The 26,627-nt window shown below is 67.6% G+C and carries 20 protein-coding genes; 9 read left to right on the forward strand and 11 right to left on the reverse strand.

The features are described from left to right. Window positions 1-74: 74 nt before the first annotated feature. From BMY25_RS07215 to BMY25_RS07230, 5 genes are all read right to left on the reverse strand, one after another. Entirely contained in the window at window positions 75-623 is a 549-nt protein-coding gene (locus tag BMY25_RS07215) for a sigma-70 family RNA polymerase sigma factor (RefSeq protein ID WP_092495965.1), read from the reverse strand. A gap of 13 nt (window positions 624-636) precedes the next feature. Beyond that, the gene (locus BMY25_RS07220; RefSeq protein WP_092495966.1) at window positions 637-900 is read right to left on the reverse strand and encodes a NepR family anti-sigma factor; all 264 of its coding nucleotides are present in this window, start codon (window positions 898-900) and stop codon (window positions 637-639) included. Between the two features lie 580 nt (window positions 901-1,480). After that, window positions 1,481-1,615: a hypothetical protein gene (locus BMY25_RS21315; protein ID WP_255365489.1), complete on the reverse strand. Its 135-nt coding sequence runs from the start codon at window positions 1,613-1,615 to the stop codon at window positions 1,481-1,483. Window positions 1,616-1,703: 88 nt separating this feature from the next. Next, window positions 1,704-2,621 (reverse strand): diacylglycerol/lipid kinase family protein, encoded by a 918-nt coding sequence (locus tag BMY25_RS07225; RefSeq protein ID WP_143061902.1) that lies wholly within the window; start codon window positions 2,619-2,621, stop codon window positions 1,704-1,706. Next, complete coding sequence (locus tag BMY25_RS07230) at window positions 2,618-2,998, reverse strand: hypothetical protein (RefSeq protein WP_092495968.1); 381 nt, start codon at window positions 2,996-2,998, stop codon at window positions 2,618-2,620. The genes BMY25_RS07225 and BMY25_RS07230 overlap by 4 nt, the downstream gene beginning before the upstream one ends. Before the next feature lie 192 nt (window positions 2,999-3,190). On the opposite strand from BMY25_RS07230, the gene BMY25_RS07235 reads away from it, so the two are divergent. The 5 genes from BMY25_RS07235 (at window position 3,191) to BMY25_RS07255 (ending at window position 7,140) form a co-directional block, all read left to right on the forward strand. Next, on the forward strand, window positions 3,191-4,078 hold the full coding sequence (locus BMY25_RS07235; RefSeq protein WP_092495969.1) for a formate/nitrite transporter family protein: 888 nt from the start codon (window positions 3,191-3,193) through the stop codon (window positions 4,076-4,078). A gap of 131 nt (window positions 4,079-4,209) precedes the next feature. Continuing rightward, window positions 4,210-4,428: a twin-arginine translocase TatA/TatE family subunit gene (locus BMY25_RS07240; protein ID WP_428976943.1), complete on the forward strand. Its 219-nt coding sequence runs from the start codon at window positions 4,210-4,212 to the stop codon at window positions 4,426-4,428. A 126-nt stretch (window positions 4,429-4,554) separates the two neighbouring features. After that, window positions 4,555-4,980 carry a hypothetical protein gene (locus tag BMY25_RS07245; protein ID WP_143061903.1) on the forward strand — a complete coding sequence of 142 codons (426 nt, stop codon included), beginning with the start codon at window positions 4,555-4,557 and terminating at the stop codon, window positions 4,978-4,980. A 269-nt stretch (window positions 4,981-5,249) separates the two neighbouring features. Next, window positions 5,250-6,431 (forward strand): polysaccharide biosynthesis/export family protein, encoded by a 1,182-nt coding sequence (locus BMY25_RS07250; RefSeq protein ID WP_177176763.1) that lies wholly within the window; start codon window positions 5,250-5,252, stop codon window positions 6,429-6,431. 34 nt (window positions 6,432-6,465) lie between these two features. Then, a complete protein-coding gene (locus BMY25_RS07255; protein ID WP_177176764.1) occupies window positions 6,466-7,140 on the forward strand; it encodes an ATP-binding cassette domain-containing protein in 675 nt (224 codons plus the stop codon). On the opposite strand, the gene BMY25_RS07260 is transcribed toward BMY25_RS07255, so the two are convergent. Beyond that, complete coding sequence (locus tag BMY25_RS07260; RefSeq protein ID WP_177176765.1) at window positions 7,131-8,588, reverse strand: glycosyltransferase family 2 protein; 1,458 nt, start codon at window positions 8,586-8,588, stop codon at window positions 7,131-7,133. The genes BMY25_RS07255 and BMY25_RS07260 overlap by 10 nt on opposite strands. A 373-nt stretch (window positions 8,589-8,961) precedes the next feature. On the opposite strand from BMY25_RS07260, the gene BMY25_RS07265 reads away from it, so the two are divergent. Next, window positions 8,962-16,425 (forward strand): type I polyketide synthase, encoded by a 7,464-nt coding sequence (locus BMY25_RS07265; RefSeq protein WP_092495974.1) that lies wholly within the window; start codon window positions 8,962-8,964, stop codon window positions 16,423-16,425. Next, window positions 16,422-17,813, forward strand: a complete 1,392-nt coding sequence (locus tag BMY25_RS07270; RefSeq protein ID WP_092495975.1) for an aminotransferase class I/II-fold pyridoxal phosphate-dependent enzyme — start codon at window positions 16,422-16,424, stop codon at window positions 17,811-17,813. Before BMY25_RS07265 ends, BMY25_RS07270 begins: the two co-directional genes overlap by 4 nt. 2 nt (window positions 17,814-17,815) lie before the next feature. Here the strand turns inward: BMY25_RS07270 and BMY25_RS07275 are convergent, their stop codons facing one another. Genes BMY25_RS07275 through BMY25_RS07285 form a run of 3 tightly spaced genes read right to left on the reverse strand, consistent with a single transcriptional unit; the run spans window position 17,816 to window position 21,308 of the window. Next, window positions 17,816-18,604 (reverse strand): SDR family NAD(P)-dependent oxidoreductase, encoded by a 789-nt coding sequence (locus BMY25_RS07275; protein ID WP_092495976.1) that lies wholly within the window; start codon window positions 18,602-18,604, stop codon window positions 17,816-17,818. After that, complete coding sequence (locus BMY25_RS07280) at window positions 18,601-19,827, reverse strand: capsule polysaccharide biogenesis protein (protein ID WP_092495977.1); 1,227 nt, start codon at window positions 19,825-19,827, stop codon at window positions 18,601-18,603. Before BMY25_RS07280 ends, BMY25_RS07275 begins: the two co-directional genes overlap by 4 nt. Then, window positions 19,824-21,308 (reverse strand): sulfatase-like hydrolase/transferase, encoded by a 1,485-nt coding sequence (locus tag BMY25_RS07285; protein ID WP_177176766.1) that lies wholly within the window; start codon window positions 21,306-21,308, stop codon window positions 19,824-19,826. Before BMY25_RS07285 ends, BMY25_RS07280 begins: the two co-directional genes overlap by 4 nt. 250 nt (window positions 21,309-21,558) lie before the next feature. Here BMY25_RS07285 and BMY25_RS07290 point away from each other — a divergent pair, with 250 nt between their 5' ends. After that, complete coding sequence (locus tag BMY25_RS07290; RefSeq protein WP_238858209.1) at window positions 21,559-22,134, forward strand: hypothetical protein; 576 nt, start codon at window positions 21,559-21,561, stop codon at window positions 22,132-22,134. Continuing rightward, complete coding sequence (locus BMY25_RS07295; protein ID WP_092495980.1) at window positions 22,131-24,005, forward strand: glycosyltransferase; 1,875 nt, start codon at window positions 22,131-22,133, stop codon at window positions 24,003-24,005. The genes BMY25_RS07290 and BMY25_RS07295 overlap by 4 nt, the downstream gene beginning before the upstream one ends. On the opposite strand, the gene BMY25_RS20730 is transcribed toward BMY25_RS07295, so the two are convergent. Then, window positions 23,995-25,050: a hypothetical protein gene (locus BMY25_RS20730; protein WP_092495981.1), complete on the reverse strand. Its 1,056-nt coding sequence runs from the start codon at window positions 25,048-25,050 to the stop codon at window positions 23,995-23,997. The genes BMY25_RS07295 and BMY25_RS20730 overlap by 11 nt on opposite strands. After that, window positions 25,047-26,606 (reverse strand): glycosyltransferase, encoded by a 1,560-nt coding sequence (locus BMY25_RS07305; RefSeq protein ID WP_177176767.1) that lies wholly within the window; start codon window positions 26,604-26,606, stop codon window positions 25,047-25,049. The genes BMY25_RS20730 and BMY25_RS07305 overlap by 4 nt, the downstream gene beginning before the upstream one ends. Window positions 26,607-26,627 lie beyond the last annotated feature (21 nt).

Genomic DNA, 26,627 nt, shown 5'->3' on the forward strand with positions numbered 1-26,627 from the left:
TGAAAAGGAAAGGGCCGGATCATCGATCCAGCCCTTCTGTTATCGAGCGACCTGTATCCGGGAGACGATGCGGGTCAGGAGACCGAGCGCATGATCACCGTGGCGGACAGCGCGTCGGCGCCGTAGGTCTCGCCGGCTTCCAGCGCCAGCAATTCCGCCAGGCGGCTGCGGGCGCGGCTGACGCGGCTCTTGATGGTGCCGACGGCGCATTCGCAGATCTCGGCGGCTTCCTCGTAGGAAAAGCCGGAAGCACCGACCAGGATCAGCGCTTCGCGCTGGTCGGACGGAAGCTGCGACAGGGCCTCGCGGAAGTCGCGAAGATCCATGTGGCCGTTCTGGGCGGGCTGCGAAGCCAGACGCGCGGCATAGGTGCCCTCGGCGTCTTCAACCTCACGGCCGCGCTTGCGGACCTGGGAATAGAATTCGTTACGCAGGATCGTGAACAGCCAGGCGCGAAGGTTCGTCCCTTCCTGGAAGGAATCGAACTTGGCCCACGCCTTCATCAGCGTTTCCTGCACGAGATCGTCTGCGCGCTCGCTATTGCCTGCCAGCGACACCGCAAACGCGCGGAGATTGGGGATCGACCCAAGGAGATCGTCTCTCAAGGCATCCGAAACGGGCATAAACTGCTACCTTTCAGCGCTTTTGAGTCGAGCGTTCCAGCTGTTCCAACAGTTCCATGAAGCGGTTTGGAACGGGCTCGTTGATGACATCGTCATAGAAGGCCCGGAGATGCTTGCCGATCTCGCCCTGTACGCGCTGATCAACCTTGCCCTCGGAGTTTTCTCCGCTCGATCGTCCAAATGCGTTTTCGCTGCCCATGCCGCCCTGATCGTTGTCTCTAGCCGCCATAATAATCTCCGAGGGCAGAGCCATCGCCTGCTTTATTGCTGTCATCATGGCCGGATCGCCGTCCCTGCTGAAGATGAAAGCCTGAGCGGCCTGTTAACTCTTCAGACAGCAAACGGATTGGACTAGCCGCCGTTCCAGAGAGCATCAATTTTCCCTAAAAATTGCTATAGCTAAGGTTACTTTTCAGTTGCCTCTGACGAGAGCCCTTGCTCCTCGCGACCTTTCACGGGGGTGCGAGGGAGAGGATTTATTAGGCTCGGAGGGGAAGGCAAGTTAATTCGTGCCGGCAAAAAATATCGCTGTGGCTTTGGAACCCGGAGGAAAGCACCCCGTTATCCCGCGGCTTCCAGGAGCGTGACCAGCGCATCTGGACGAGGTCATCTTCAAAATCGGACCGACCCCGTCGACCGATTTTCCTGATGACCGACCCCGGTCGGCTTCTCCTCATGCCCCTTCCCCCTCGTGGCCGGCCGGGGTCTTCTCTCCCCATCCCACTCCATCGCAGCGTCTGGATCGAGCCGTGCCAAGGCCTGCGGCCGCCTGCACCTATGGCCGACCGGTCCTGAAACCGCCCATCCGGATCGGTCCGTTCAAGTCGGCTCCGCCTCGGTCGGCGCGGCGTCGCCCCTCAAACCCAGATAAAGAGAACGACGGCGAGAACGATCACCGCGAGGATCGTCCCGAAGATTAGCGGCCGCATGCCCATGCCGCCGGTGCGCTCGCCCTGCCGGGCATCGTTTGTGGGCGTCGGATGTTGGGTCATCGGAGCCTCCTGATCGCCGAACGTGCCGCCGTCCCGCAGGTTCCGGCAGGTGGCCGCGGCAGACGGAGCGGACCGATCCCCACGACCTTCAGCGCCTGGGCTGGATGATCTTCAGCCCGCCCGCATGGATGCGGACATGCAGGGGCGGTCTCAGCTTGACGATTTCCCCATCGACGGACGCCACGCGCGGCTTGTCCAGCGTGATCTCGACCTCCCTGCCGTCCCAGCGTTCCAGCAGCGGGCTCTGGGCCATGTCCCCCACCGCAACCGTAGCGGAAAGTTGCAAAAGATCCGACCATTTGCGCGAGTTGCTGACATAGAGGCCAAGCCTCCCCTGCCGGGGATCGTCGGCGAACGGCAGGTGGCCCGGACCGAAGAGATTGTTGGAAACCACGATCGCAGCGGTTCGCCGGTGGATGACCTGCCCGTCCACCCGGATCTTCGCGTGCAACGCCGGGGGCTTCCGCAGCGCCGTGCGCAACGCCTGGATGTTGGCGAGGATCTTGCCCATGCGCGAGCCGTACTTCATTCGCTCCCGCAGGGCGATCATCCGGGGATGCAGCCCGAGCGTCACGTGATGCACGAAGAAGCGGCCGTTAACCTCGGCGATATCGACATGATCCGTCGTGCCCCAGGCGAGCGCGCGAGCGGATGCCTCCAGCTCCAGTGGAATGCCGAGACTGCGCGCGAACAGGTTCATGGTGCCGAGCGGCAGGATGCCCAGCGCGACCTCGCCACCCGCGGCAGCCCGGGCCGCCGCCGAAACGGAACCGTCGCCGCCGCCGATGATCAGGCCCTCGCAGGTACGATCGCGACAATGAACGGCAACGGCCTCGATCGCCTCTCGACCGGCATGCGACTCGAATGCAACCTCATGCCCCGCCTCCTCGAAGATGGCGCGGAGACGGGTGATCGTCCGTTGCGTCTCGAGTCCCCGAAGGGTCCCGGCATTCGTATTGAGAACGACGGTCAGCTTCATCGGGCGCGGGCAGGAATCCTCGCTCACTCGCGCTCTTCGGCCTCGTAATCCTCTTGCCGCTCCAGGATCTCGTCGGGCTGGTCGAGCCGGTCGTCCGGATCCATGCCGTAGCCGCCCGGGGTGCCGAAATCTTCCGCCGGGCTCTCCAGCGTGGCCAGGGCGTCCTCGACGCGGGAGACGAGCGAGCCGAACTCGTCGCTCTCGTCCATGCCGCCACGGGTTCGCAGCTGATCGAGCATGCCCGTCAGAACGGCCCGGCGCTCCTCGACCGAACCCTCGGGGCCGCTGAGGACGGCGTCGATGTCGTCGGCACTGATCGGCTGATCGTAACCCGGCAGGTCGGAATCGTCGCCGACATCGAAGTCGGCGCTGATCGGGGATCCTTCACGCGTGTCGCGGCTCATGACTTTCACTCCATTTGTCTGGAAAATGAGCCCGGCGGAGGTTGGTTCCAGAACTCTTAGCCGGCAAGGCTCTCTGCACCCTCCCGCGCACACCCGGAAACCCGGCCGCCGGCCGCAGCGCGCGGGCTGCCGGGAACAAGGATCCCTGCCAGCCGATTGTACCGGTCTGACGCGCCGGAGAGTTCGACCGCGATGACCGACAGCGAGCCACAAGCCGACAAGCACCGGGCCCGTCATCCGGAAGAAGACGAAACGGCCGCGCGGGATCAGCGTCGGGACGGCGGGAGAGACGACGCCGAGAACGAGGCGATCGAGGAAGCGCAGTCGCTTTCCGCCGTCGCCGTCTACGAAGTCGTGCGGCGGGAAGGCGACGAGGAACTCTCCCGCCCCGCCACGTCGCTCTGGTGGTCGGGGGTCGCCGCCGGGCTCTCCATCAGCTTTTCGCTTCTAGCCCAGTCGCTTCTGGAGACGCACCTGCCGGACACCGGCTGGCGTTCGCTGATCTCCAGCTCCGGTTATTGCGTCGGGTTCCTCATGGTGGTGCTGGGGCGCCAGCAACTCTTTACCGAGAACACCATCACCGCGATCCTGCCGCTGGCGAAGGATTTCTCCGCGAGCAATCTGGGCCGGGTCGGCCGGCTCTGGAGCATCGTCTTTCTCGCCAACATGGCCGGCACCCTCTTCGCCGCCCTGTTCTGCACCTTCACCCCCGTGCTGCAGCCGGAGATCTATGACGGAATGCTCCGGATCAGCCGCGTCATGATGGCGAACGACTGGTGGTCCATGCTGATCCGCGGCATCTCCGCGGGATTCCTGATCGCCACGATGGTCTGGCTGATCCCCAGCGCGGAGGGCGCGAAGTTCCACACGGTCACGCTGATCACCTACCTCATCGCGCTCGGCGGCTTCACCCATATCATCGCCGGCAGCATGGAGGCCTTCCTGCTGATGCTGCACGGCGAGATCGGGATCCTGACGGTGGTGGGGGGCTTCATGCTGCCGGTGCTTCTCGGCAACATCATCGGGGGAACGGCGCTCTTCGCGGTGCTCGCCCATGCGCAGGTGATGAACGAGATCTAGACCGCCCCGCCGCAGATCCGGCATCGGCTTATCGGGCGCAGTATCCCGATCCGGTATCTTCGGCATTGCCTCGCGAAGTCCGAAAGTTTATCTGTTCGGGCAAGCAGGCGGGGCGCCTAGAGGGTTCAATTATGGAAATTGGTATCTGGAAGCTGGTCATCACCGCCGCAGTGGTCGTCCTTCTCTTCGGTCGCGGCAAGATTTCCGACCTGATGGGCGATGTCGCAAAGGGTATCAAGAGCTTCAAGCAGGGCATGGCCGACGACGAGACGACGCCGGCTCCCCGCATCGAGCAGACCGCTACCCCGGTCGCTCCGGAAGCCTTCGAGAAGAAGCAGACCGTCGCCTGAAAGCCTGATCGATCCGCAGTCGCATGCCGGGCCGCGAGGTTCGGCAGGCAGTGATCGGATTGATGATCGTTCGAGGAGGCCGGACTGGCGCGATTTCGGCCTGGCCGCTCCCCGATCGCCGGATCGGTGCGTGAAATGAAGGCCGGCGTGGTTCGTTCCGCGCTGGCCTTTTTCTTGGCCGCCGTCCTGTTCGCTATCCTCCCGGCCGGATCCTTGTCGGCCGATCCCCTTCCCCCAGCCATCCGCGACCTGGACGGGCACTGGAAGGGCGACGGGCTGGACCTGACCTTCGATATCCGCCGCTCACAGGCCCGCGTCGATCCGCAGAAGCCCTTCGCATGGAAGTCGCTGGTGGTGACCAACATCACCGACGACATGGTGGTCTTCTTCATCGGCCCGATGCGGTTCGTGGGAACGGTCGGCAACGATGGACGCCTGACCCTGACGGGAACCGCTTTCGCCGGCAGCCGGACGCTGATCAAGGTCCCCGGCAACGAACGTCCTGGAAGCCAACATCCCGGAGGCCGGAGTGCCGATCCCGCGCCTCGGTGACAGCCTTGAGTCGCAGACAATCACGAAGAGCAGAACTACAACTATAAGTTTACTGTTTCTGATTTATCCCTCAGAGGTAGAATATCTTCCTGGTTGAGATGGCCTTCCGGGGTTTCCTCGCAGATGAATTTATGGTTTTGGCGCGCGATATGCCGGAAAATAACCCGCTGTTGCTGGCACGACACGCATGTTTTCTTTTTCGTAAACCAGAATTGCTGCATGGTCGGCTCCGTTCAATAAGCGGCTGAAGCCGAATGGGACCGGGCCGGATGAAGCTTCTGAAGTTTGTCGCCGTGGGATTGATGACATCGGCTGCAGCGGGTTGCGGGCTTCCATCGTCGAGCCCGACCTTCTCCCAGGTGCAGCGGGGCGCGGTCCAGCCGGCGGGCATGAACTTCTGCTCCGTGCAGCTCGATCCCCGGATCACGGCGATCCTGAAGCGACCGGCGACGCCCGGCTTTTCCTCCGTCTTCCGCGACCGGGCTGGCGCGCCCACCCTGGCGCTGCGCCCCGGGGACGTCGTCTCCGTCACCATCTACGAGGCAGGCGGAGCCTCGCTCTTCGGGACGGCCCCGTCGGCCGACCAGCTGCCGGATGCCTCATCCAAGACCAGCACGACCCTGCCACCGCAATCGATCGAGGCGGACGGGCGGATCACCGTTCCCTATGCAGGGCGCATCATCGCGGTCGGCAAGACGCCGGGTTCGCTGGCGCGCGAGATCGAGCAGCAGCTCGCCGGCAAGGCGGTGCAGCCGCAGGTGATCGTTTCCACGGTGTCGAACGGCTCCAGCATCGCGACGGTGGGCGGCGAGGTCGGCAAGGCCGGCGTCGTTCCGCTGACGCTGCGCGGCGAAAAGCTCCTCGACGTCATCGCCGAGGCCGGCGGGGCGAAGTACCCGGCCTACGAGACCTACGTGCAGATCATCCGGGGCAGGACGTCCGGCATGATCCAGCTTCAGCGCGTGCTGGACGATCCGGGCAACAACATCTTCATCCGGCCGAACGATCAGGTCTTCCTCAGCCGCAACCCTTCCAGCTTCACGGTGCTCGGCGCGACCCAGAAGGTCTCGCAATATACATTCGACACCGAGCATGTGAGCCTTGCCGAAGCCATAGGCCGCGCCGGTGGCCCGATCGACACGATCGGCAATCCCGGCGGCATCTTCCTCTTCCGCTACGAGCCCGCTTCGGTGGCGAGCGAGGTGCTGCAGGCCCCGGCGGCGAACCCGGCCTCCTGCACTCTGGCGATGCAGTCGCCCTATGTCCCCGTCATGTACCGGATCGACCTCAGCCAGCCGTCGGGCTATTTCCTGGCCCAGCAGGTGCCGCTGCGCGACAAGGACGTCATCCTGGCGACAGACGCCGATGCGGTGCACCTGCAGAAGGCCATCTCGGTCGTGCGCGGCTTCACCGGCATCGCCTATGACCTGAACAGGAACGTGAAGGACTAATCTCCTGATCCTCTTCGAGAATGTCTCCAAGGAATTGCGCAGCGGGACGCTGCGCACCCTGGTTCTCGACGATGTCAGCATCGCGCTGCCGACCGATCGGCGGCTGGTCGTCCTTGGCCAGCAGGGAAGCGGTCGCTCCACGCTGATCCAGCTTCTGGCCGGGCTGCTGCTGCCCTCCTCCGGCGAAATCCAGCGCTATGCCCGGCTATCGTTTCCGGTCGGCTATTCCGGCCTGCACCGGCCGGATCTGACGGTCCGCCAGAACATCGTGCGGACGGCCGGCCTTTACGGCGCCAATCCCGGCGAAGTGCTGCACTTCATCGAGACTGTCGCAAATCTCGGCCCGGCGCTGGACGAGGAGTTCCGCCGACTGCCGCGAGAGATCCGGCAGATGGTGTGCATCGCCCTCTCCTACGCGATCCCGTTCGAGACCTATCTCGTGGACGAGCATGTGGCGGCCGGACCGCCGGAATTTCGCAAGCTCTGCGTTTCCATGTTCCGCAATCGGCTGGCGGAGGCCGGATGCATCCTGGCGACCCGCCACGTGAACAACGCCCGGCGCTTCGGCGACATGGGCGCGATCATCCATAACGGCATGATGGCGCTCTACGAGGACCTGGACGAGGCGATCGCCGATTTCGAGGAGCTTCAGCAGCACGCGGCGGAAACGAGCGCGGCGGACCGCGACCCGGACGAACGCTACGTCTGAACGGGCCCGTTGCGCGATGCCGGAATGCCGGCAAACGCCGCCGCGGAAAGCAGCCGCGCCGCACGTCTTCCGTCTGTCCAGCCCTCGGCGATGCGCACTTCCGCAACGCCCAGCCGCCGCAGGCGCTCGGCGACGACCTCGACCGGAGCACGCAGATCCACCGGCGCGAGGTTCGGCGCGACCGGCACGACGTCTGCCTCAAGCCGAAAACGGCCGAGGGAAGGCCCGACATCGGGTAGAAGCCACAGGCCCGGGAACGGCTCTTCCGTTGCACGAGATGTCCGGCCGAGCGTCAGAACAGCCGAAGGCACGGCCCGGCGAACACGGGCCTCGTCCAGCCTCTCGCGACAGGGCGCCAGCGGATCGTCCCGGATGAAGCGGGCGACGACCCGACCGTAGTCCGGGTGCAACTGCCGCATGGTTCGGAGCGCCGCCTCGATCCGCTCCTGCTTCTCCTGCCGGAAGGAACGGCCGCCATAGTGCCGCACATAGACATGGGGCGCCGCCATGCTGCGCCACCCCGCCTTCAGCGCGCGGCGGCAGAAGTCGTTCTCCTCGCCATAGCCGCGCCCGAAGCGCTCCGCGTCGAAGGGCCCGACCGCATCGAGGCAGGCGCGACGGATATAAAGACAGAAGCCGACGCCGGTCGGGATCTCCACAAGCTCCGGGGCCAATCCGGCCGCGAGCTCATCCAACTCCCGGTCGCCGAGTTCCAGCGGCATCGAATTGTTGCGGAGCCGGATGGGGTAGCTCAGGATGGTCGCATCGCTGGAAAGCGGCGTCACCGTACCGATACCGGCATGGCTGAGCGCCGCATTCCGCAGCCGGTCCAGCCAGTTTCCGAAGACCTCGGTATCGGCATTCAGCAGCACCACGTCGCGACCGGGATGCAGCCGGATGCCGCGATTGACCGAGCCGACGAAACCGAGGTTCCCCTCGTTGCGCAGAAGGGTGATCAGGCCCCGGTCGGCGAGGTGGCGAAGTCGCATTGCCAGAGCCGGATCGGGCGAAGCATCGTCGATCACGACGATCTCGGCCGGGCAGAGATTGCGCGCAGCCAGCGCCCTCTGGATCGAGCGCAGCGCTTCGGTACGCCCCGCATAGACCGGAATGATGACGTCGACCCTAGGCTCCGCCGCATGCTCGCGCGGGATCAGAGCGTCCCACTCGTCCTCGCGCGGCTCCGTGGGCTCGACCTGCGGGAGCACCGGGGGGAACTCCCCGCCGGCTGGGTCGGAACCGCGAGGCCCGGGCTCCCGCATCTCGCGGCGTCCACGCGTGGCGTAATGCGTCAGCGGCTCGCAGCCTAGAACCCGGACGTCGGGATTGGCCCGGAGATACCATAGCGGATCGAAGCCGGGATTCGGCCGCAGCCCCTGTAGCCAGCCTTGGTGAAGATAGTGGCGCAGAGGGTTTTTCGCCGCCGCTCCGGAGCCTGCCTGAGACAAATAGTGCTCCGCATCGAAAAGAGGCGATGAGCGCAGCCCACCACGATCGTCCGTCGGGCCGCCCGAAAGAAAGAGGCCGGACAGCAGCTCCAGGTTGCAAGACGAAAGGACATGACCTGCCGGGAGCAGACCCCGGCGGTTCAGAATTCCGCGGACAGTGCGCAAGTCATGCAGATTGATCGATCTCAGGATCAACTCCGCCTTGTACGCCAATATTCTATTCCAAGTTGAACGCATTCAGGCCTTTGCGAAACTTCTCCTCGGGTTGAGGCTAGCATACTCGCAGGAAAGCTCCCGAAATCTTCTTGCCTGCCCGGAAAGCCCCCTCGTACCATGCAAAGGGGGACGATCCTGATGGGTTGCTGAGCAAGACATGAACCTGCGTGAGATGTCGCCGCCCCTGCCCCTTGATCGCCGTCCGGTGATCGTGGGGTGCTCGTGTCGGCTCCCCGGCGCGGCCAGCCCCGATGCGCTCTGGTCCCTGCTCAGCTCCGGCAGCTGCGCGATTACCGAGGTCACGGCCGAACGCTGGCCGTTGGAACGTTTCTGGCATCCGCGCCGCTCCGAACCCGGCTTCAGCTACACGCTCGCCGCCGGCCTCATCGACGCGCCCTACGATTTCGACCCCGCGCTCTTCAACATCTCGCCGCGCGAGGCGGAGGAGATCGACCCGCAGCAGCGCCTGCTCCTGGAACTCACCTGGGAGGCGCTGGAGGACGCTGGTATTCCGCCGTCGTCGCTGGCGGGCACGGAGACGGGCGTCTATGTCGGCGCCTCCGCGCTCGATTACGGCAGCCGGCAGGCAGCGGATCCCGCTTCCATCGGCAGCCATTTCATCGCCGGCAACACGCTGTCGATCGTCTCCAATCGCATCTCCCATGCCTTCGGCTTCACCGGGCCGAGCTTCACGCTGGATACCGCCTGCTCGTCCTCGCTGGTGGCGCTGAACCAGGCCGCGATGGCGATCGAGAGCGGCGCTGTGGAGACGGCCATCGTCGCGGGCGTGAACCTGCTGCTCAGCCCCACCTCGTTCATCGGTTTCTCGCGCGCGGGCATGCTGTCGCCGACCGGTCTTTGCCGGCCCTTCGCCGCCGGGGCGGACGGCTATGTCCGCGCGGAAGGCGGCGCCGTCGTCGTGCTGCGCCGCGCCGACCTCGCTTCGGCCCGTGGCGAGCAGTCGCTGGCCACGATCCTCGGCACCGGCATCAATTCCGACGGCCGAACCGCCGGGTTGAGCCTGCCCTCCAGCAACGGGCAGCGAAGCCTGCTGGAACGGCTCTACCGCGAACGGGATGTCGATCCCGAAACGCTGGCTTTCGTGGAAGCGCATGGGACGGGCACGCGCGTCGGCGATCCCGCAGAGGCGGAAGCGATCGGCCGGGCGCTCGGCCTGGCGCGTTCGCGACCGCTGCCCATCGGCTCGGTCAAGTCCAACCTCGGCCATCTCGAACCCGCCTCCGGGCTCGCCGGCATCCTCAAGGCCGTGCTCGCCTTCCGGCATCGCAGCCTGCCGCGATCGCTGCATCTGGACGAGCTCAATCCGGATATCGACTTCGCCGCGCTCAATCTTTCGCCCGCGGAAGAAGCCGTCGATCTTTCCGGCCATGCCGGACCGCTGACGGCCGGCATCTCGTCCTTCGGCTTCGGCGGCACCAATGCCCATGCGATCCTGCAAGCACCGGACGTTTCCCGGCCGCCGGCTTCGTCGGGAGTCGACGAAGCGCCGCGCCTGCTCGTCATCTCCGCCCAGACGCAGACCGCGCTGGCAGAACTCGCCGGGCGGCATGCCGTCGCGCTGGAGAGGCGTTCACCCGAGGCGGTTGCCGGCGCCGCCGCGCACCGTCGCGATCTCCTGCCCCACCGCTTGGCCGTACCGGTAACCGATGCGGCCGAAATGGCGGGCACGCTGAGTGCCTTCGCGGCCGGGACCGGCGGGCAGGAAGCACATGCCCGGTCCGGCAACCGCGATGCGCCGGTGGCCTTCGTCTATTCCGGCAATGCCTCGCAATGGGCGGGCATGGGCCGCGCCGCCTTTCGGCAGAACGCTGCATTTCACGCCCGCTTCACCGAGATCGCCGACCTCTATCTCCAACACGACGATCTCGCTCTGGTCGAGGCTTTGCACAGCGCCGATCTAAGGGCGCGGCTGCGCCGCGCGACGGTCGCCCAGCCGCTGCTTTTCGCGCTGCAATCGGCGGCCACGATAGCCCTCGGGGAGGCGGGGCTACGGCCGGATGTCGTGCTCGGCCATTCCATCGGCGAGATCGCGGCGGCGGAGGCCGCCGGGGGGCTGGACCTGCAGCAGGCCGTCAAGCTGCTCCACCATCGCAGCCATCATCAGGAAGCGCTCTTCGGCAGGGGCGGCATGGCGGCCCTGAAGCTGCCGGCGGAAGAAGCGAGCACCTTCCTGGACGTAAACGGGCTCGACGACATCGCCATCGCCGCGATCAACAGCCCCACGGCCGTCACCGTCGCAGGCTCCAGCGAGGCGCTGCAGCGGCTTCTCGACGCCGCCGCAAGGGCACGTGTCGCCTGCCGCTCGCTCGACCTCGCCTATCCGTTCCACTCCGCGTTGCTGGACCCGATCGAGGCGGAGTTCCGCGCAGCGGTCGGGAGCCTTGCTCCCCATGCGGGAAGCGTGCGCTTCGTCTCCACCGTCACCGGCGACGTGCTGCCCGGTACGGCGCTCGACACGGATTACTGGTGGCGCAACATCCGAGAACCCGTGCGCTTCGGCGACGCCGTCGAAACGACTGAAAAGTTGGGTTGCCGCGTCTTCGTGGAGATTGGACCGCGCGCCGTCCTGGTGAACCACATGCGGGCGACACTGGCGGAAGCGGCATCGGAGACGGCCGTCATCCCAAGCTTCGGCCAGGGTGACCGGCAGGACGGACCGGACCCGATCTTCCACATCGTGACCCGCGCGGTACTCGCCGGTGGGCGAGCCGACCGGCGGCGGCTCTTCGGCTTGCCCCCGACAGGTCGCGTGGCGCTGCCCGCCTATCCCTGGGAGCACAAAAGCTTTCGCCTGCCAGCGTCCGTCGAAGCGACAGATACCCCCGCATTCGCCTCGCATCCGCTGATCGGGCGCCGCGACCGCGCCGATGCGCTGGAATGGCATACGCTGCTCGATACGGCGCTGGTGCCCTATCTCGCCGAGCACCGGCTGGAAGGCGAGCCCGTGCTGCCCGGCGCGGCTTTCGCCGAGATGCTGCTGGCCGCCGGACGCGACTGGCTGGGTGACGGTCCGCTCGCGGTGGAGGATCTCGACATCCTCCAGTCGCTGCCGCTGCCGGAAGGCGGGATGCGGGAGATCTCCGTGCGCCTTTCGCCGGAAACGCAGGTAGCCGAGATCTGGAGCCGGCCCCGCTTTGCGGCGGAATGGGCGCTTCACGCGCGCGGCCGCATTTCCTGGCTGAGCGCCGAACCCGGCCCGTTTCCAGCCTTCGCCTCGCCGGTGCAGGAGCACGATCCCGAGGCGATCTACAGGCTGGCGGAGAGCCTCGGCCTCTCCTACGGCCCGGCGTTCCGGCTGGTGGAAGCCGCGCGCAAGAGCGACGAACTCCTGGAGCTGGATCTAGCCCCGGAGCACGCGGAGAACGGCCTCTCTCCGCTGTCGCACGTGCTGCATCCGACCGTGCTCGACGCCGCCCTGCACGGGCTTTTCCTCTGCTATCGTCCCCGAGATATCGAGGAGCATCGCTCCTATCTGCCGGTGCGCTTCGGCTCGCTGCGGGTGCATCGACCGGGCGCCACCATCGCCCGCGCCTTCGTGCAAGTGGACCACCACACCGACCGCTCGCTGGCCGTCTCCATCGTGCTGGTCACACCGGATGGCCATGTCGCGGCGGAACTTCGCGACCTGCGCCTGCGCGCGGCGATCCTCGTTCGCCGGTCGGAGGAACTGTTCTTCCGCTTCGACGAAAAGCCGGTTCCCCGGCCGGTCCCCGCGCTTGCCGAAAAGGTTCTCGCGGCGGTCGACCAGGGGCCGCACGATCAGACGGAAGAGGACTGGCTGCTTCTGACCGCCTTTGCCCGCTCGCTGACCCATCGTTCACTGACGACTCTCGCCGGAGTGGAGGCTTTCCGGCTGGACGATCTCATCGCGGCGGGCCGCCTGGCCCCCACGGCACTGCCCTTCGCCGCGAGCTTGCTGGACGGGCTGGAAGGTGCGGGGCTTGCCGAAGGAACCGACGGCCAGTGGCGGCTCGCGGCCGAAAGCGGCTTGCCGGAACCGGAAAGCCTGGCACTGACGCTGCTTGCCGACCATCCGCACCGCGCGCTGGAAGCCACACTCGCGGCCCGGCTCGCGGCGGATCTGGATACGATCTGGCAAAGCGGTGAGCGGCTGACCTACCGCACCTCCGTCATCGAGCAGATCGGGACGCACTCCCTCTTTGTCTCCGGCGCGCTTCAAACGCTTCGCCGGGCCGTGCAGGCCGCCGTCGAGACGGCACAGCCTCAGCCGCTCCGGGTGCTCGTGGCCGAACCCGGCAGTGCCGGCGTCGTCGCGACGCTCGCGCCCCTACACCGGTCGGGCCGCATCGATCTCGTGCTCGCGGGCCTCGATGCCGATCACCTCCGCGCGGCAGCCATGGCGGCCGGCAACTTGCCCTCATTGCTTCTCGATCCGGCGACGGGACCGGGCGACCAGCCGTTCCACATGCTGCTGGTCGGCCCGCAGGATTTCGCTCCGTCCGACCAGCCGATCGACTGGCCCGACTTGCTGGGCGCGGCCGGGGCGGCGCTGCTGCCGGAGGGCGTCGTGCTTGCGGCGCAGCCCGAGCCCGATCTCGTATCGGAACTCTTCCTCGGCAGTGCCATGGCCGCGTCGGCTCGGGAGGCAGAGCGGGCGCGTTTCGCTCCGGGCGATGCAGACTTCCATGCTCTGCTGGCGCAGGCGCGGTTCCGCGAACTTCAGGAGAAGATGCTGCCCGGCAACGGCCGGCGCTCCTTCCTGTTCTTCGGCAAGGCGCCCGAGCGTGTCGCCGCAGCCGAAGGCGCGACGCCGGTTCGGATCTTCGGTTCGGACAAGGACTGGACGCGCTGCCTCCAGAGCGCGCTGGAGGCGCAGGGACGCGCGGTGCAATCGAGCCCTCTCCCCTTCGATGCGGCGCAGCCATTCGACTGGACCGAGGCGCTCGAAAGCTGCGGCGAAACACCGTCGGATCTCGTCCTCGCCTGCAACTGGGACGCGGCTGGCAGGGAGGCCTTGGGTGCCACCATGCTCCGCGCCGCCGCCCTGCTGGAGGCTGCACGCGCGGCGACAAACACGCATCGCCTGTGGCTTCTCTCCCTGACGGAAGCGAACGGCCATGCCGAACAGCTGGCCGCCGCCTTTCGCGCCTTCGCCCGCGTGGCGATGAACGAATATTCCGACCTCGATCTCCGGCTGGCCGAGATCGCCCTCGACGCCGATCCCGGAAAATCCGCAGCAGCATTCGCAGCCGTCGCGGTCGATCCCGACGCTGACCGCGAATGGACGATCCGCGGCGACGCCGTCACCGTTCAGCGAGCGGTGCGAGGCCTTTCCCCGAGCGGCAAGGAAGCTCCGCTCGCGGATGCCGCCCGGCTGGATTTCAGCACCGGCGGCGGGCGTGAGCGCGTGACGTGGCAGGCGGCGGGGCGGCGAGTGCCCGGGCGGGGCGAGGTGGAAATCCGGATCGCCGCCAGCGGCATCAACTTCCGCGACGTGATGTTCGCCATGGGCCTCCTGCCGGACGAGATTCTGGAAGGCGGGTTTGCCGGCCCGGTCCTCGGCTTCGAAGCGACGGGAACCGTGGAGCGCGTCGGGCCCGGGGTGACATCGCTGAAGCCCGGCGACCGCGTCATGAGCTTCGGCTCCGGCGCTTTCGGCACGCACATGACCGTGCCGGAAGGCATGGCCGTCACGATCCCCGGCGGGCTCGGGCTTGAGGAAGCCGCGACGCTGCCCGTCGCCTTCACCACAGCATGGTACGCGCTGGTCGAGCTTGCGCGGCTGAAGCGGCGGGACTGGGTGCTGATCCATGGAGCGGCCGGCGGCGTGGGACTGGCGGCCCTGCAGATCGCGAAATGGCGCGGAGCCAGGGTCGTCGCGACCGCCGGCTCGGAGGACAAGCGTGCTCTGGCCCGTCTGCTCGGCGCGGACATCGTGCTGGATTCCCGCTCCCTCGCCTTTGCCGAAACGATCCGCCGCGAGATCGGCGGCGTCGATGTCGTGCTGAACTCGCTTTCCGGCGCCGCGATGGAAGCGAGCCTGAGGGTGTTGAAGCCGTTCGGTCGGTTCCTGGAGCTCGGCAAGCGGGATTACGTGGCGGGCACGCACATGCCGCTTCGTCCCTTCCGGCAGAACCTCACCTATTTCGGCGTCGATCTCGACCAGCTTCTGGCACACGATCCGAAACTCGCGACGCGCATGATCCGCGACCTCGGCCGCCTCTTCGAGAAGAACGCGCTGATGCCGCTGCCCTTCCGCAGCTTCGCCGCCGAGGATGTCGGCGCGGCCTTCACGTTGATGCAGCGCTCCGGGCATGTCGGCAAGGTGCTGCTCCGTCCGCCGCTAGCGATGCCGGCCCGAGCCGGCGGGAAGGCGGCGTTCAAGGCTGCGGCGAACGGCGCGCACCTCGTGGTCGGCGGTACCGGCGGCTTCGGCTTCGAAACGGTGGAATGGCTGGCCGAACAAGGCGCGCGGACGATCGTCGCGGCGTCGCGGCGCGGGCGTTTCGCCGAAGAGATGGAAGCGCGCGTCGCCGCCATGCGGGCGAAGGGTGTGACGGTCGTCGCGGTTACGCTCGATGTGACCGACAAGGCGGCGGTGGATGCGGTGCTGTTGGAGCTTCGCGAGGAACATGGCCGCATCGCCGGCATCGTCCATGCCGCCATGGTGCTGGAAGACGGGTTGATCGCGGATCTCCGGCCCGGAACCCTTCAGGCGGTGCTTTCGCCCAAGATCGACGGCGCGCTCCATCTGGATGCCGCGAGCCGGGCCGCGCCGCTCGATTATTTCGTGCTCTATTCCTCGGTGACGACGATGATCGGCAATCCCGGCCAGGGCGCCTACGTCGCCGCCAACGCCTTTCTTGAAGACCTCGCGCGGCAGCGGCGACGGGACGGATTTCCGGCGCTCGCGGTCGGCTGGGGCCCGATCCTCGACGCCGGTGTTCTCGCGCGCAGCGCCGAGACCGGCACGAAGCTCGCGCGCCGCGCCGGCAATATGGGCCTGAAGGCACGCGAGGCGCTGGACCAGCTCGGCCGCCTGCTCGCAGCCGACGCCGACCATCCCGCCAGAGCCGCGATCGTTTGCGCGCCGCTCGACTTCGGTGGGGTGCTGACGGAATTGCCGACGCTGCGCTCGCCGACATTTTCCGGGCTGGTGCAGCGGGGAAGCGGCGCGCGCGGGGGCGACGACATCGACCTCCTCGCCTTGATCGAAGGCAGGACGGACGCGGAGGCGCGCGACCTCGTGACGACGTTGCTGGCGCACGAACTTTCAGCCGTGCTCCGGCTGCCGGCCGCCGAGATCGACCTCAAGCGCCCCCTCGCCGATCTCGGCATGGACTCGCTGATGGGCATCGAACTTCGCATGGGCATCGAGAAGCGCTTCGCGCTGGAACTGCCGCAGATCGCGATCACGGCGGGCAAGTCGCTGACGGAGATCGCCCAGACCATCCTGGCGCAGGCCAGGACCGGCGGCGCGGCGGATATGCCGGAAGCCGCAGCCGGGATCACGGGTCGGAGCGGCGCGGTCCTGCTCGCCCGGCACGGCGGCGGGTCGATGGACAGGAACGCGGAGGCGGATGCGCTGGCCGTTGCGGTCGAGGAAAAGCGGCTGACGCTGGAAAGGCTGGCCTCATGAGCCGCCCCCCGCATACGCGGCTTTCAGGCGACGCCAAACAGGCGCTTTTCGCCTCGCTGAAGACCGGCAAGCCGTCGGAAGCGACATCCCGCAAGCGTGCCGCTGATCGATCGGCTCCGGCGCGAAGCTATGACACATCCTTCGAGTCGCTGCCCGGCTTCCGGGAAGCGCAGGTGCAGCGCGCGGCGGCCGAACTCTTCGGCGTCGGAAACCCCTTCTACCGCCTGCATACGACGCAAGCGGGCGCGAGAAGCGAGATCGACGGCAAGCCGGTCCTGAACTTCGCTTCCTACGATTATCTCGGGCTCAATGCCGAAACGGAGGTGCAGGAGGCGGCGCGGGCGGCGATCTCAGAATGGGGCACCAGCGTTTCCGCCAGCCGCATCACGGCGGGTGAGCGGCCGTTCCATCGGGAACTGGAGGCCGAGCTTGCCGCCGTCTACGAGGCCGAGGCGGCTTTGGTCTTCGTCAGCGGGCATGCGACCAACATCTCGGTCATCTCGCAGCTTGTTGGCCCTGGCGACCTGATCCTGCACGACGCGCTGATCCACAACAGCGCGGTGGTCGGGGCGCAACTTTCCGGCGCGCAACGCCGGACGTTTCCGCACAACGACATGGATGCGCTGGAGGCGATGCTCCGCGCCGAGCGCGACAGCTTCGGGCGGGTGCTGGTCGTCACCGAGGGGCTCTTCTCCATGGACGGAGACAGCCCCGATCTTGCGCGCCTGATCGAGCTGAAGACCCGCTTCGGCGCGTGGCTGATGGTCGACGACGCGCACGGGCTGGGCGTGCTCGGCCGCACCGGCCGGGGTCTGGCCGAGCATTGCGGCGTCGATCCCGGTGGCGTCGATATCTGGATGGGCACGCTGTCCAAGACGCTGGCGAGTTGCGGCGGCTATATCGCCGGCAAGGCCGCCCTCGTCGACTACCTCAAGTTCACCGCACCGGGTTTCGTCTATTCCGTCGGCATTCCCGCGCCCGCCGCGACCGCGTCGCTTGCCGCGCTCCGGATGATGCGCCAGGAGCCCGAACGCGCCGCGCGATTGCAGGAAAACGGCCGCCTTTTCCTGGAGCTCGCATGCGCAGCCGGCCTCGACACCGGCACCAGCAACGGCCATTGCGTGGTGCCGGTCATCCTGGGCGACAGCCTAAGAACGGCGGTGCTGGCACAGCGACTGCTGGCGCGCGGGATCAACGCCGTGCCGATCATCCCGCCCGCCGTGCCGGAAAAGGCCGCACGGCTGCGCTTCTTCATCTCCTCCACGCATCGTCCCGAGGATCTCAGGCAGGCCGTTTCCGGGGTGCGCGAAGAGGTGGACGGCCTGGACCGCGACGGCATCTCGCTCGCCAATCTCGGCGCGCTGGCCGGGGGATTGGCCGGCCGCTGACCTCAGTCGCGTCCTTTCTCCACGGTGAAGCGGAAGAGCGTGTCGACGACGGCGTTGCGCAGAATGCGCGGCACGAGGTGGCCGAGGCGGATCAGCCAGACAAGCGGCCATGGAAACGCCAGCACCAGTCTTCCCCGCGCCGTCGCATCGGCAATGCGGCGGGCGGCGTCCGCCGCGCTCACCTCAAAGGGGCGCCAGCCCTTGTAGCTCTCCGTCATGCCGGTCGCGATGAAGCCGGGACAGGCGATCGTGACCGTGACGCCGAAGGGTCGGAGCCAGCCGGCAAGCGCATGACCCCAGGCGGCAAGACCCGCCTTGCTGGCGCTGTAGGCCGGCTGGTCCGGCATCGGCTCCATCGCGGCCAATGAGGAAATCAGGGTGATCGCGCCTTGCCGTCTCGCGCGCATCGGCTCCAGCAGCGGCGTGACAGTGGCCGCCGCGCCTTCCAGATTGACGCGGAACTGCTCGATCGCGGCATCCAGAGGTTCCGCCGAGCGGCCCGGGCCGAGGCTCGCTTCCACCCCTGCATTGGCGATGACGAGATCCACCGGGAAGACTGCATCGAAGGCGAGAAGCCGGGCGGCCAGTGCCTCGGTTTCGCGAATGTCGATGGCAGCGATTTCCACGCTGGCCCCGGCGGCGCGGCAAGTTTCCGCGACGCCGGTCAGCCGCCCTTCATCGCGGCCGATCAGCAGCAGCGTTACGCCGGGACGGGCATGGTGCCGGGCCAGCGCCGCACCGAGCCCGCTGGAGGCCCCGGTGATCACGATCGCGCGAAAGTCTCGCTTCATTCCGCATCCCCGGCCAGCATCCGCGCGGCAGCCGCCGCCGTTCCGCGTTCGATGCCGTCGCGCGTGAAGAAGTCGCCGGTAATCTGCGTTTGCGCGATCAAGACGCGATGAAATGCGAGAACGAGTTCGGGATCCGGCGCGTCCGGGCTCGTCCAGAACCGGTCCAGCGGCTCCTGAAAGGTCAGGCCGGGCATGTCGTAGATCGCGCGGCCCAGCGCCTTCAGCTTCTTGCCGAGTTGCAGGGCCAGCAGTCCGGCCGAGGAATTGACCAGCACCACGCCTTCCGAGCGCGTGGTCAGCGTGGGCAGATGCCCGTCCTTGATGAAATGCATCCGGTCGGCCACGCCGTGCCGGCCGGCGATGGCGGCGATCTCGCGGGCATAGGGGATGAGGCCGGGATCGAGCGGATGCAGCTTGAAGAGGAGCTGGCTCTCCCCCGTCGCATGCCGGGCGAAGGAGGCGATGATGTCCTCGATCGGCTCGAACGGGCTCTCGAAGCGGGAATGCACGCGGATCTGATAATCGCTGTGCAGTTGCAGCGGCACGAGGAAGAACGGCTTGCCGGAACCGAGGAGCGCGTCGACTACCCGCCGCGACCGGCGGCCCTCCCCGGGTGCCCGCGCGAAACGGGCCATCCAGCCCGCATATTCCCGGAAGGGATGCGTCGGACCGTGCCAGCGGTAATGCGGAAAGAGCGGCGACAAGGCGAAGCCGACGATGTTCGCGCCGACGTCCCACGCGGCACGGTTGAAGAAGCTGCTGCGAACGCTTGAGGACGCCTCCGGCCCGGTGAGACGCGCCGCCCGTTCGAGGATGGTCCGGGGATCGCGCGACAGGCGGGAATAGCCGTTGGTCCCGCCCCGCTCCAGCGTGATCCAGCCCGGCCGGAGATAGCCTTCCTCGAAGACATGCACCCGGAGGCCCAGACGCTCCGCCGCCTCGATCGCGGCGCGATGGTACGGCCGGCAGTCGCCGAAGAGCACGAGATCGGTGACGCCGCGCCCCTTCATCAGGTCCGCCACGAAGACCGGCCAGTCTGCGAGGCGGCCGCGATAGAGGATCGCCCGTCCCCACCAGAAGACGAGATCCGCGCCGGAGACATGCACGCGCGTCGTCCGGTGGCCGGCCCTGCTAAGACGGCGCGCCAGCCGGAACGAGAACGGCGTCGCCAGCCCCTGCAGGAAGAGGAAATGACGTGCCCCCGCTGTTCTGTCCCCCCTCATGGGGCCTCCAGTACAAGCGCCGCGCGGACCAGCGCATTCAGGTGCTCGGGCCGCGAGATGGTGCCTAGCACCGGCGTCGCCTCGGCCTCCCGGCCAAGCTCGACCACGAGAAAGTCGGTCCGCGTATCCGGGAACGGATCGGCGAAGCCCGGCAGGACGGGCACATGGTCGCCGTAGTGCACGAGCAGCACGCGCCGGGCTTCCGCGTCGAGCGCCTCGGCGAGACGCGCCAGCATGCGGTCGGCATTGCGGAGGTGATGCACGAACTGTCGCACCGGATCGTCCTCTCCGGGAAGCCGACCCGGCCCGAAGGGATCGTGCGCCTCCATCGTCACCGCCTGAGCATAAAGGCACTTGCCCTCGCCCCGCGCCTTGCGAAACGCACCGATGAGGAAATCCGCGACTGCGAGATCGCCGACATAATGCCCCTCGCGATCCGCCTCGGAGAAGCAGGAGATGTCGGCGAAGCGGTCGAAGCGAAAGCGCGGGATAGCGATCTCGCGACGAAAGAAGGCGGGATCGTAGGGATGCACGAAGATCCGCTCCCACCTTTCGCCATGCAGCGCCCGCGGCAGGGCGAAGGGTGCAAGCCGCCGGCTGCGGAGATAGGGATGGAAGCCGCCGAAGCCGAGATCGTCGAAGCCGAGCCCGGTGATCGCGGCCGCTTCCGGGCGCAGCGTATAGGCGCCAACGCAGGGAACCTCGATCAGACCCGTGGCGCGGGCGCGCTCCTTCAGCGAATCGTATGCGGGAAGGTCCAGTCCGGCCATCCCGAGACGCCGGAGATCGACGAAGCTTTCCGCCTGGATCACCAGCACCGCATCGTAGTCGCCGCGTTCCATCACGGGGGCCGGTATGGAGGGACCGCGCTGCGGCCGCCGCCCCTCGTCGACCCAGCGCGTCCAGTAGGCGGCGAGCGAGCCGACGAGCCCAAGGCTCCCGAGATGGCCGTCCAGACGGGGGACCGGGGCCACGCCGGCGGCGAGCCGATCAAGCCATCCGCCGCCAGGCCGCAGCAGCACGACGATGGGCAAAGCGAGCGCGCCAGCCAGCGGAATGAGCCACATCGCGCCACCCAGCGCGACCGGCTCCACATGCCACCACAGGACGATCAGGCCCAGGGTGACGGCAATCGCGGCGACGATCAGCAGAACCGCCCGCCGCTCAAGATAGAAGAGCCGGGGGTAGCGCAGGATCGGGCCGAGAAAGGCGAAATCGGCAAAGACCAGCGGCTCGGCAAGGCTGAGCGCCTTGAGGTTCGAGATAACGACGAGGATGACGCCGGTCACGATCGTCGCGACGAAGGCGAAGGCGGGACGGCGCGATATCGCCAGCGCGACCAGCCAGATCCAGGCGAGAGCGGCGAAGCGGAACAGCAAGGCGCGCCAGCCGCCGCAAAAGGGTCGGCGCCTCGGCCGCGCGAAGGAATCGACGAAATCGCTGACGGCAAGCGTCAGGCAAAGAGAGATCGCTGTCCACATGGACGGGCGGAGATACTCCGATACCCCGAAGCTCCCACGGCCCGGTCTTGCAACAAAGCATAAGGGCCGCCGGGAAGCCTCACAAGGGCGGGCTTGCGGCGCGCTCCGCCGCTGGTAAGTTTCCCTCCGCAAAGGTCCGGGGTCCATGCCGCTTCATCTGTTTTCGCTGCCCCGACCAGGGTTTTCGCCTCATCCCTCATGGTGGCGGCCGACTCGCAAGGAGGGGCGACTGGAGGGGATCGGCGGCGGCTTGCTGCACGGCTGGGCATTCGATCCCGGTGAGCCCTCCCGGCGGCAGCGAGTGATCCTCGTCTCGCGGACGGGCCAGCGGCTGGAAACACTGGCGGACCGCTACCGTGCCGATCTCGCAGCGGCCGGCATCGGCGACGGGCATCACGGCTTCGCCGTGCCGCTGGAGCTTGTCGGGAGCGCCGCCGGTATCCGCGCCCTTGTCGAAGATGGCGGCTTCGAACTGCCGGGCAGTCCGTTCGCCGACGATGACGGTGTCCCGCCCCTCGAGTTCGACCGCGGATCGATGCGCGCGCGCATCGACGGCGCGCATGGTAGCCGCGCCCTCACCGGCTGGGTTCTCGATCGCCAGGATCGGAGCTACAGGCCGCTGCTGGCGCTGCGGCAGGGCGAACGTGTTCTCTCGCAAGGCCGACCGACGCGCGCGCGACGTGACATGCCCGAGGGTTTCGACGGCCTGCACGGCTTCACGCTGCCGCTGCGTCCAGGAGTTCGCGGCCGCTGCACGCTGGTCGACGCCGAGCGGGGGACCCTGCTCGCCACGTTCAGGATCGGGCGACACGCAGTGCGATCATGAGCACACCCATGCGGATCCTGTTCCTCGATACCGCGCGCCACGGGCTTTGGGGCGCGCAGCCGAACCGGTTTGCGCCGGCTGCGGCGGAGCTGACCCGCGCCGGCCATTCCGTGCTGCTCGCGAGCGACGAAGACGTCGCGGATCTGCCGTTTCCGCTGGTTTGCGGCAGCGGTCGCGCCGGCGACACCGCCCCGCTCCGCGACACATACAGGCTTACCCAGCAGCTTCGCGGCGAGACGTTCGACCTCATCGTCGCGCCGCTTGGGGGCGGCATCGCCCATGGCTTGCTCACCATGCGGGCCTGCGGCGAAGCGTTCGGCACCACACGGATCGCGCTCTGGGGACACCGGCCGTCGCGCTCGGTCGCGCTCGGCGAGGATCGTGCACCCAGCGGGCTTTCACCGCTGGTGGCCGACGCGATGGAACGGACCTGCCTCCGCCTTGCCGATCGGCTCATCGTGCCCGGCCAGCACGCGCTGGACGAGATCCGAACGCTCGGGACCGACCTGCCACCGATCCTCAACGCAGGCCTGCCGCTGCCCGACATCGCGCCGACCGGACCCGCCCCATCCCCGCTCCGCGACATCACCTTTGTCGGGCCGCTTTCCCGGGAAAACGGCGCCTACCTCTTCATGGATGCCATGGAAGAGCTGGCGCGACGCGGTGAACTCGAACCTCGCACGGTGACCTTTCTCGGCCCTGCCAACGAGCGCGACGGAGCGATTTCGCTGGAGAACATGGGGGTCCGCGCCGCCCGCTGGGATTTCCGCTTCCGGCTGGAAGGCACGACCGATCGCGAACACATGCTCCAAACCCTCGCCGAGCCCGGCCGCCTCGCCGTTTTCGCGGCCCTTCGATGCGGCGACGACCCCATGCTGCGGATGGCGCGAAAGGCCGGCGTGCCGCTGATCGCGACCGCCGCTTACGATAGCGGCGAGGATGGCGCCGGACCGGCCTGCCCGGCCAACGCGCAGGATCTCGCCGATACCATCGCGGCAGCGCTCCGCACGCCGCCGAAACCTTCGAACGTACCGGAGGACGCGACGGACTGGCCGGCGCTCCTGCGCGAGATCGCTGCAGCACCCATCCGATCACCCGCGACACAGAACACCGCGATCGAGAGCATCAGCGTCTGCGTGGTGACGCGCAATCGCGAGGCCACCCTGCTGCAGGCGCTCGCCAGCGTCGGCGATTGTCCGGGTTGCGCCGTCGAACTGGTCGTCTTCGACAATGCCGGCGACGCCCCGCTCGCCTTGCCGGTGCTTGGGGCCGCGACGCCGCATCCGGTTCGGCTGGTCCGGTCGGAGCGCCATCTCTCTCCGGCAGCCGCTTACAACGCTGCGGTAGCGGAGGCCGGAAGCGATGCCCTGCTGTTCCTCGACGACGACAACATTCTCACCGAAGACGGTCTTTCCCGCTTCGCCACCGCCCTGCGAGCCGGATGGTTCGACATCGTCACCACGACGCTGGACCTCGTCGACGGCAACGCTGCGGAAGGCGTCTCAACCGGCCGCTTCATCTTCATGGGAGAAGCCGCGAGCGCCGGGCTTTTCTTCAACGGCTTCGGCGACCGCGCCGCCATGATGCGGCGGGACGCGTTTCTGGCGCTCGGCGGCTTTCCCGATCCGGGGTACCATGCGCCGGTTTCCGACTGGGCCTTTTTCGCCCGCGCGCAGGCTGCCGGCCTGCGGATCGGGGTGCTGCAGGACCCCGCCCTTCGCTACGCCCGACGCCTTGGCGGCGAGGCGACGAACTGGCTGAAGAACGACGGGGAAGGCGCAAAGCGCTTCGTGCTGGAAACCTGCGGTTCGGCCATCGACGGCGCGCTGGTCGCCCGCTTCGCTCAGGCCCTCCAACGGCTCAGAGGTTAAGGCCAGCCAATTCCTTCGGCCGCAGGAGCGGCTCGGCGCGCGCGTTCATCGTCTCGACGTGCGCCCGGTTGAGATCGCGCAGGCGTTCCAGCCTCGGCCGGTCGTGGGCGAGCGCCACCAGCGCCTGGCTCCAGCGGCCGGGCTCGATCGGCACGCACATGCCGAGCGCCAGTTCCTCCGCGTTCGGCTTGTAGATCTCCGCGTCCGAAACCAGCAGCGCCGCGCCGAGCCGCATGGCATCGATACGCTTGGTTGCGGCACGAGCGGCGTTGGCGGGGCTCGGCAGCAGGGGTGCCAGCAGCAGGTCCGCGCCGCGCTCGGCCGTGTCGCGGCGAAAATCGGGCCAGGATCGCGACCGCAAGAAGCGGATGCCACGCTGGCCACGCCAGAGAAGCCGCAGCCGCAGGCCCGCCGCCACTTCGGCCGTGATGCCGGGCTCCGCCTTCAGCGCGTCGCGCAGGACGGGGCGCAGCCACCGATGCTCGCCGCGATGCACGGAGGTGGAATGAAACGCCACCCGCAGACCGATCTGCGGCTCGCGGGATCGAGGCTCATCGCGAGGGCCGGACATCGGGGAAAGCAGCCGGAGCTCGGCAAGGCTATCGCGCTCCGCGATCCGGGGATTGGCGACATAGAGCAGGTCGAGACAGCTTGCGAGCCGGCGGCGATGGCTGAGGTGCAGCCTGAGCAGGCGCAGCTTGTAGTCCGCCGGCACGCTGCGATCGGCGAAGAGCGCATCGATGTCGTCGTCGAGGAACAGCGCGACCCCGGCCAGAATGCCACCCCGCGCCTCGATCAGGTCCAGCCATGCGGCCGTCAGATAGCGGCAGAAGAGAATCAGCGTCCCGTCCAGCCGTTCCGCGTCGAGCAGCGACGGCACCCGGTCGATGTCCACGATCTCGTAGGGCATCTTGCCGAACCGGCGCAGGCGGGGGCCGAGATAATAGTCGAACGAGGGGTTCGGTCCCGCCTGGACGGCGATGATCCTGCGAACCGGCCGGCGAAGCCGCCCCGAGGGCATCAGCGCCGGAAACCGCCATTTCATTCCTGCAACTCTCCCGTTTCGCGTGCGGCTGCCGATTGCCCGGTCGCATCAGGAAGGAGCGCGAGGAAATGGTCGAGCAGGTCACCGGGCCTATCCGCAAGCTCGGGATCAAGCAAGGTGCCATGACCGATGGCGCGCAGGCGTTCCGCGATCGCGCCGAGATCGAAGGCATGGACCGGCACTTGCGCGCGGAGGGCATGCGTCAGGACGAAGGACCAGGTTTCCGGCCAGATCGCGGGGATAAAGACGACGTGCGGAGCCGTCCGCCGCAAAAGATCCTCCGCCCCGCCGGGAGGATAGCGCCCGAGCACCTCCACGCCGGCCTTCCGTAGCGCGGCATCGCCGACGGACTGGCCAAGCAGGAGCAGCCGGACGGGAGCCTTGCGCCGCGCGATTTCTTCGGCCAGCCGGAGCACCACCTCGTAGCCCTTCGCCACATTGAGCCGGCCGAGCACGGCAACGCGCAGGGTTTCTCCCGGCCCGATGGACGGCATTCGGGGTGGCGTGATTTCGTTGTCGTCTTCCGGGCGCCAGACCCGGATGGAAAGATCCGGCCAGTGGCGGTGCAGTCGGTCGACGAGGTCGCGGCTGGGGGCGATGATCCGGTCGCAGGCGGCGAGGAACCGATGCGCCTCGCTCCGCCATTGCTCGAGCGATTGAGCTCCGCCGTCCTCCGCCGGCACGCAGCCGACGCACGCGCGCCCCTTCTGCCCTCCGCAAAAGCGACCCTCCGCATCCACGAGATTGATGCGCGGGCAGATCCAGAAATAATCGTGCAGGATGACGCCCAGCCGCAGATCGGCCACGCGGCAGAGCTCGGGCAATCGCGAGAACGCGCTGGCGGGGAGGTCCACCAGATGATTGACCACGAGGGCGACCGCCTTCGTGGCGGCAGCCAGTTCGCCCACGCGCTCCGGTTCCTCGAAGAGGTCGAAGACGGGCGAAAGCGCCTCGCCGGTTTCCGTGTCCACGGCCTGGAAGAGCGGCGCGGCCCGGCTCAGGCGGGAAAGGCGCACCGGGCGAAAGCCCCGGCGGCGCAGGCTTTCCTCGTAGAGGTCGAGAAAGTGGCTGCTGCCGCCGCCGCGGGAGTGGTGCAGCGTAAGGACCCCGGGGCGCGACGCGGCGTTTCCCCTTTCCCGCCGCCCGACGGGCCTAAGCGGGACCGTGGGGCCGGCTTTTCCCCCCAGGCGGGCATGGTGCAGCACCGGATCGTCATGCCAGCGCAGCTCCGGGTGGCGCTCGCGGTAGAAGATCGGGTCGAAACCGGGGTTCGGCGCCCAGTTCTGGAAGCGGCCGACGAGATGATAGTGCAGCACCGGATCGCGCGCGGCGGCCCCACGGGCCGCACCATTCAGCTGGCGAAGGTAGAAGCCGCTCTCCACGGACGGCCCGATCTGTCGGAGCCGGCGAGACAGCAGGAGCCGAACCGCCCCACGGGGAAGAGCAAGGCGCCCCAGGAGGATGCGCTCGACGGCAAAGCGCAGAACGGGAAGCCCGAAGCGCCGATCCCAGTCTCGGATATCAAACCAGTCGCGGATATCAAACAAGGGTGCCATCGACGCTCGCCGCCCCATACC

This window comes from Faunimonas pinastri (assembly GCF_900110915.1).
GTDB lineage: Bacteria > Pseudomonadota > Alphaproteobacteria > Rhizobiales > Afifellaceae > Faunimonas > Faunimonas pinastri.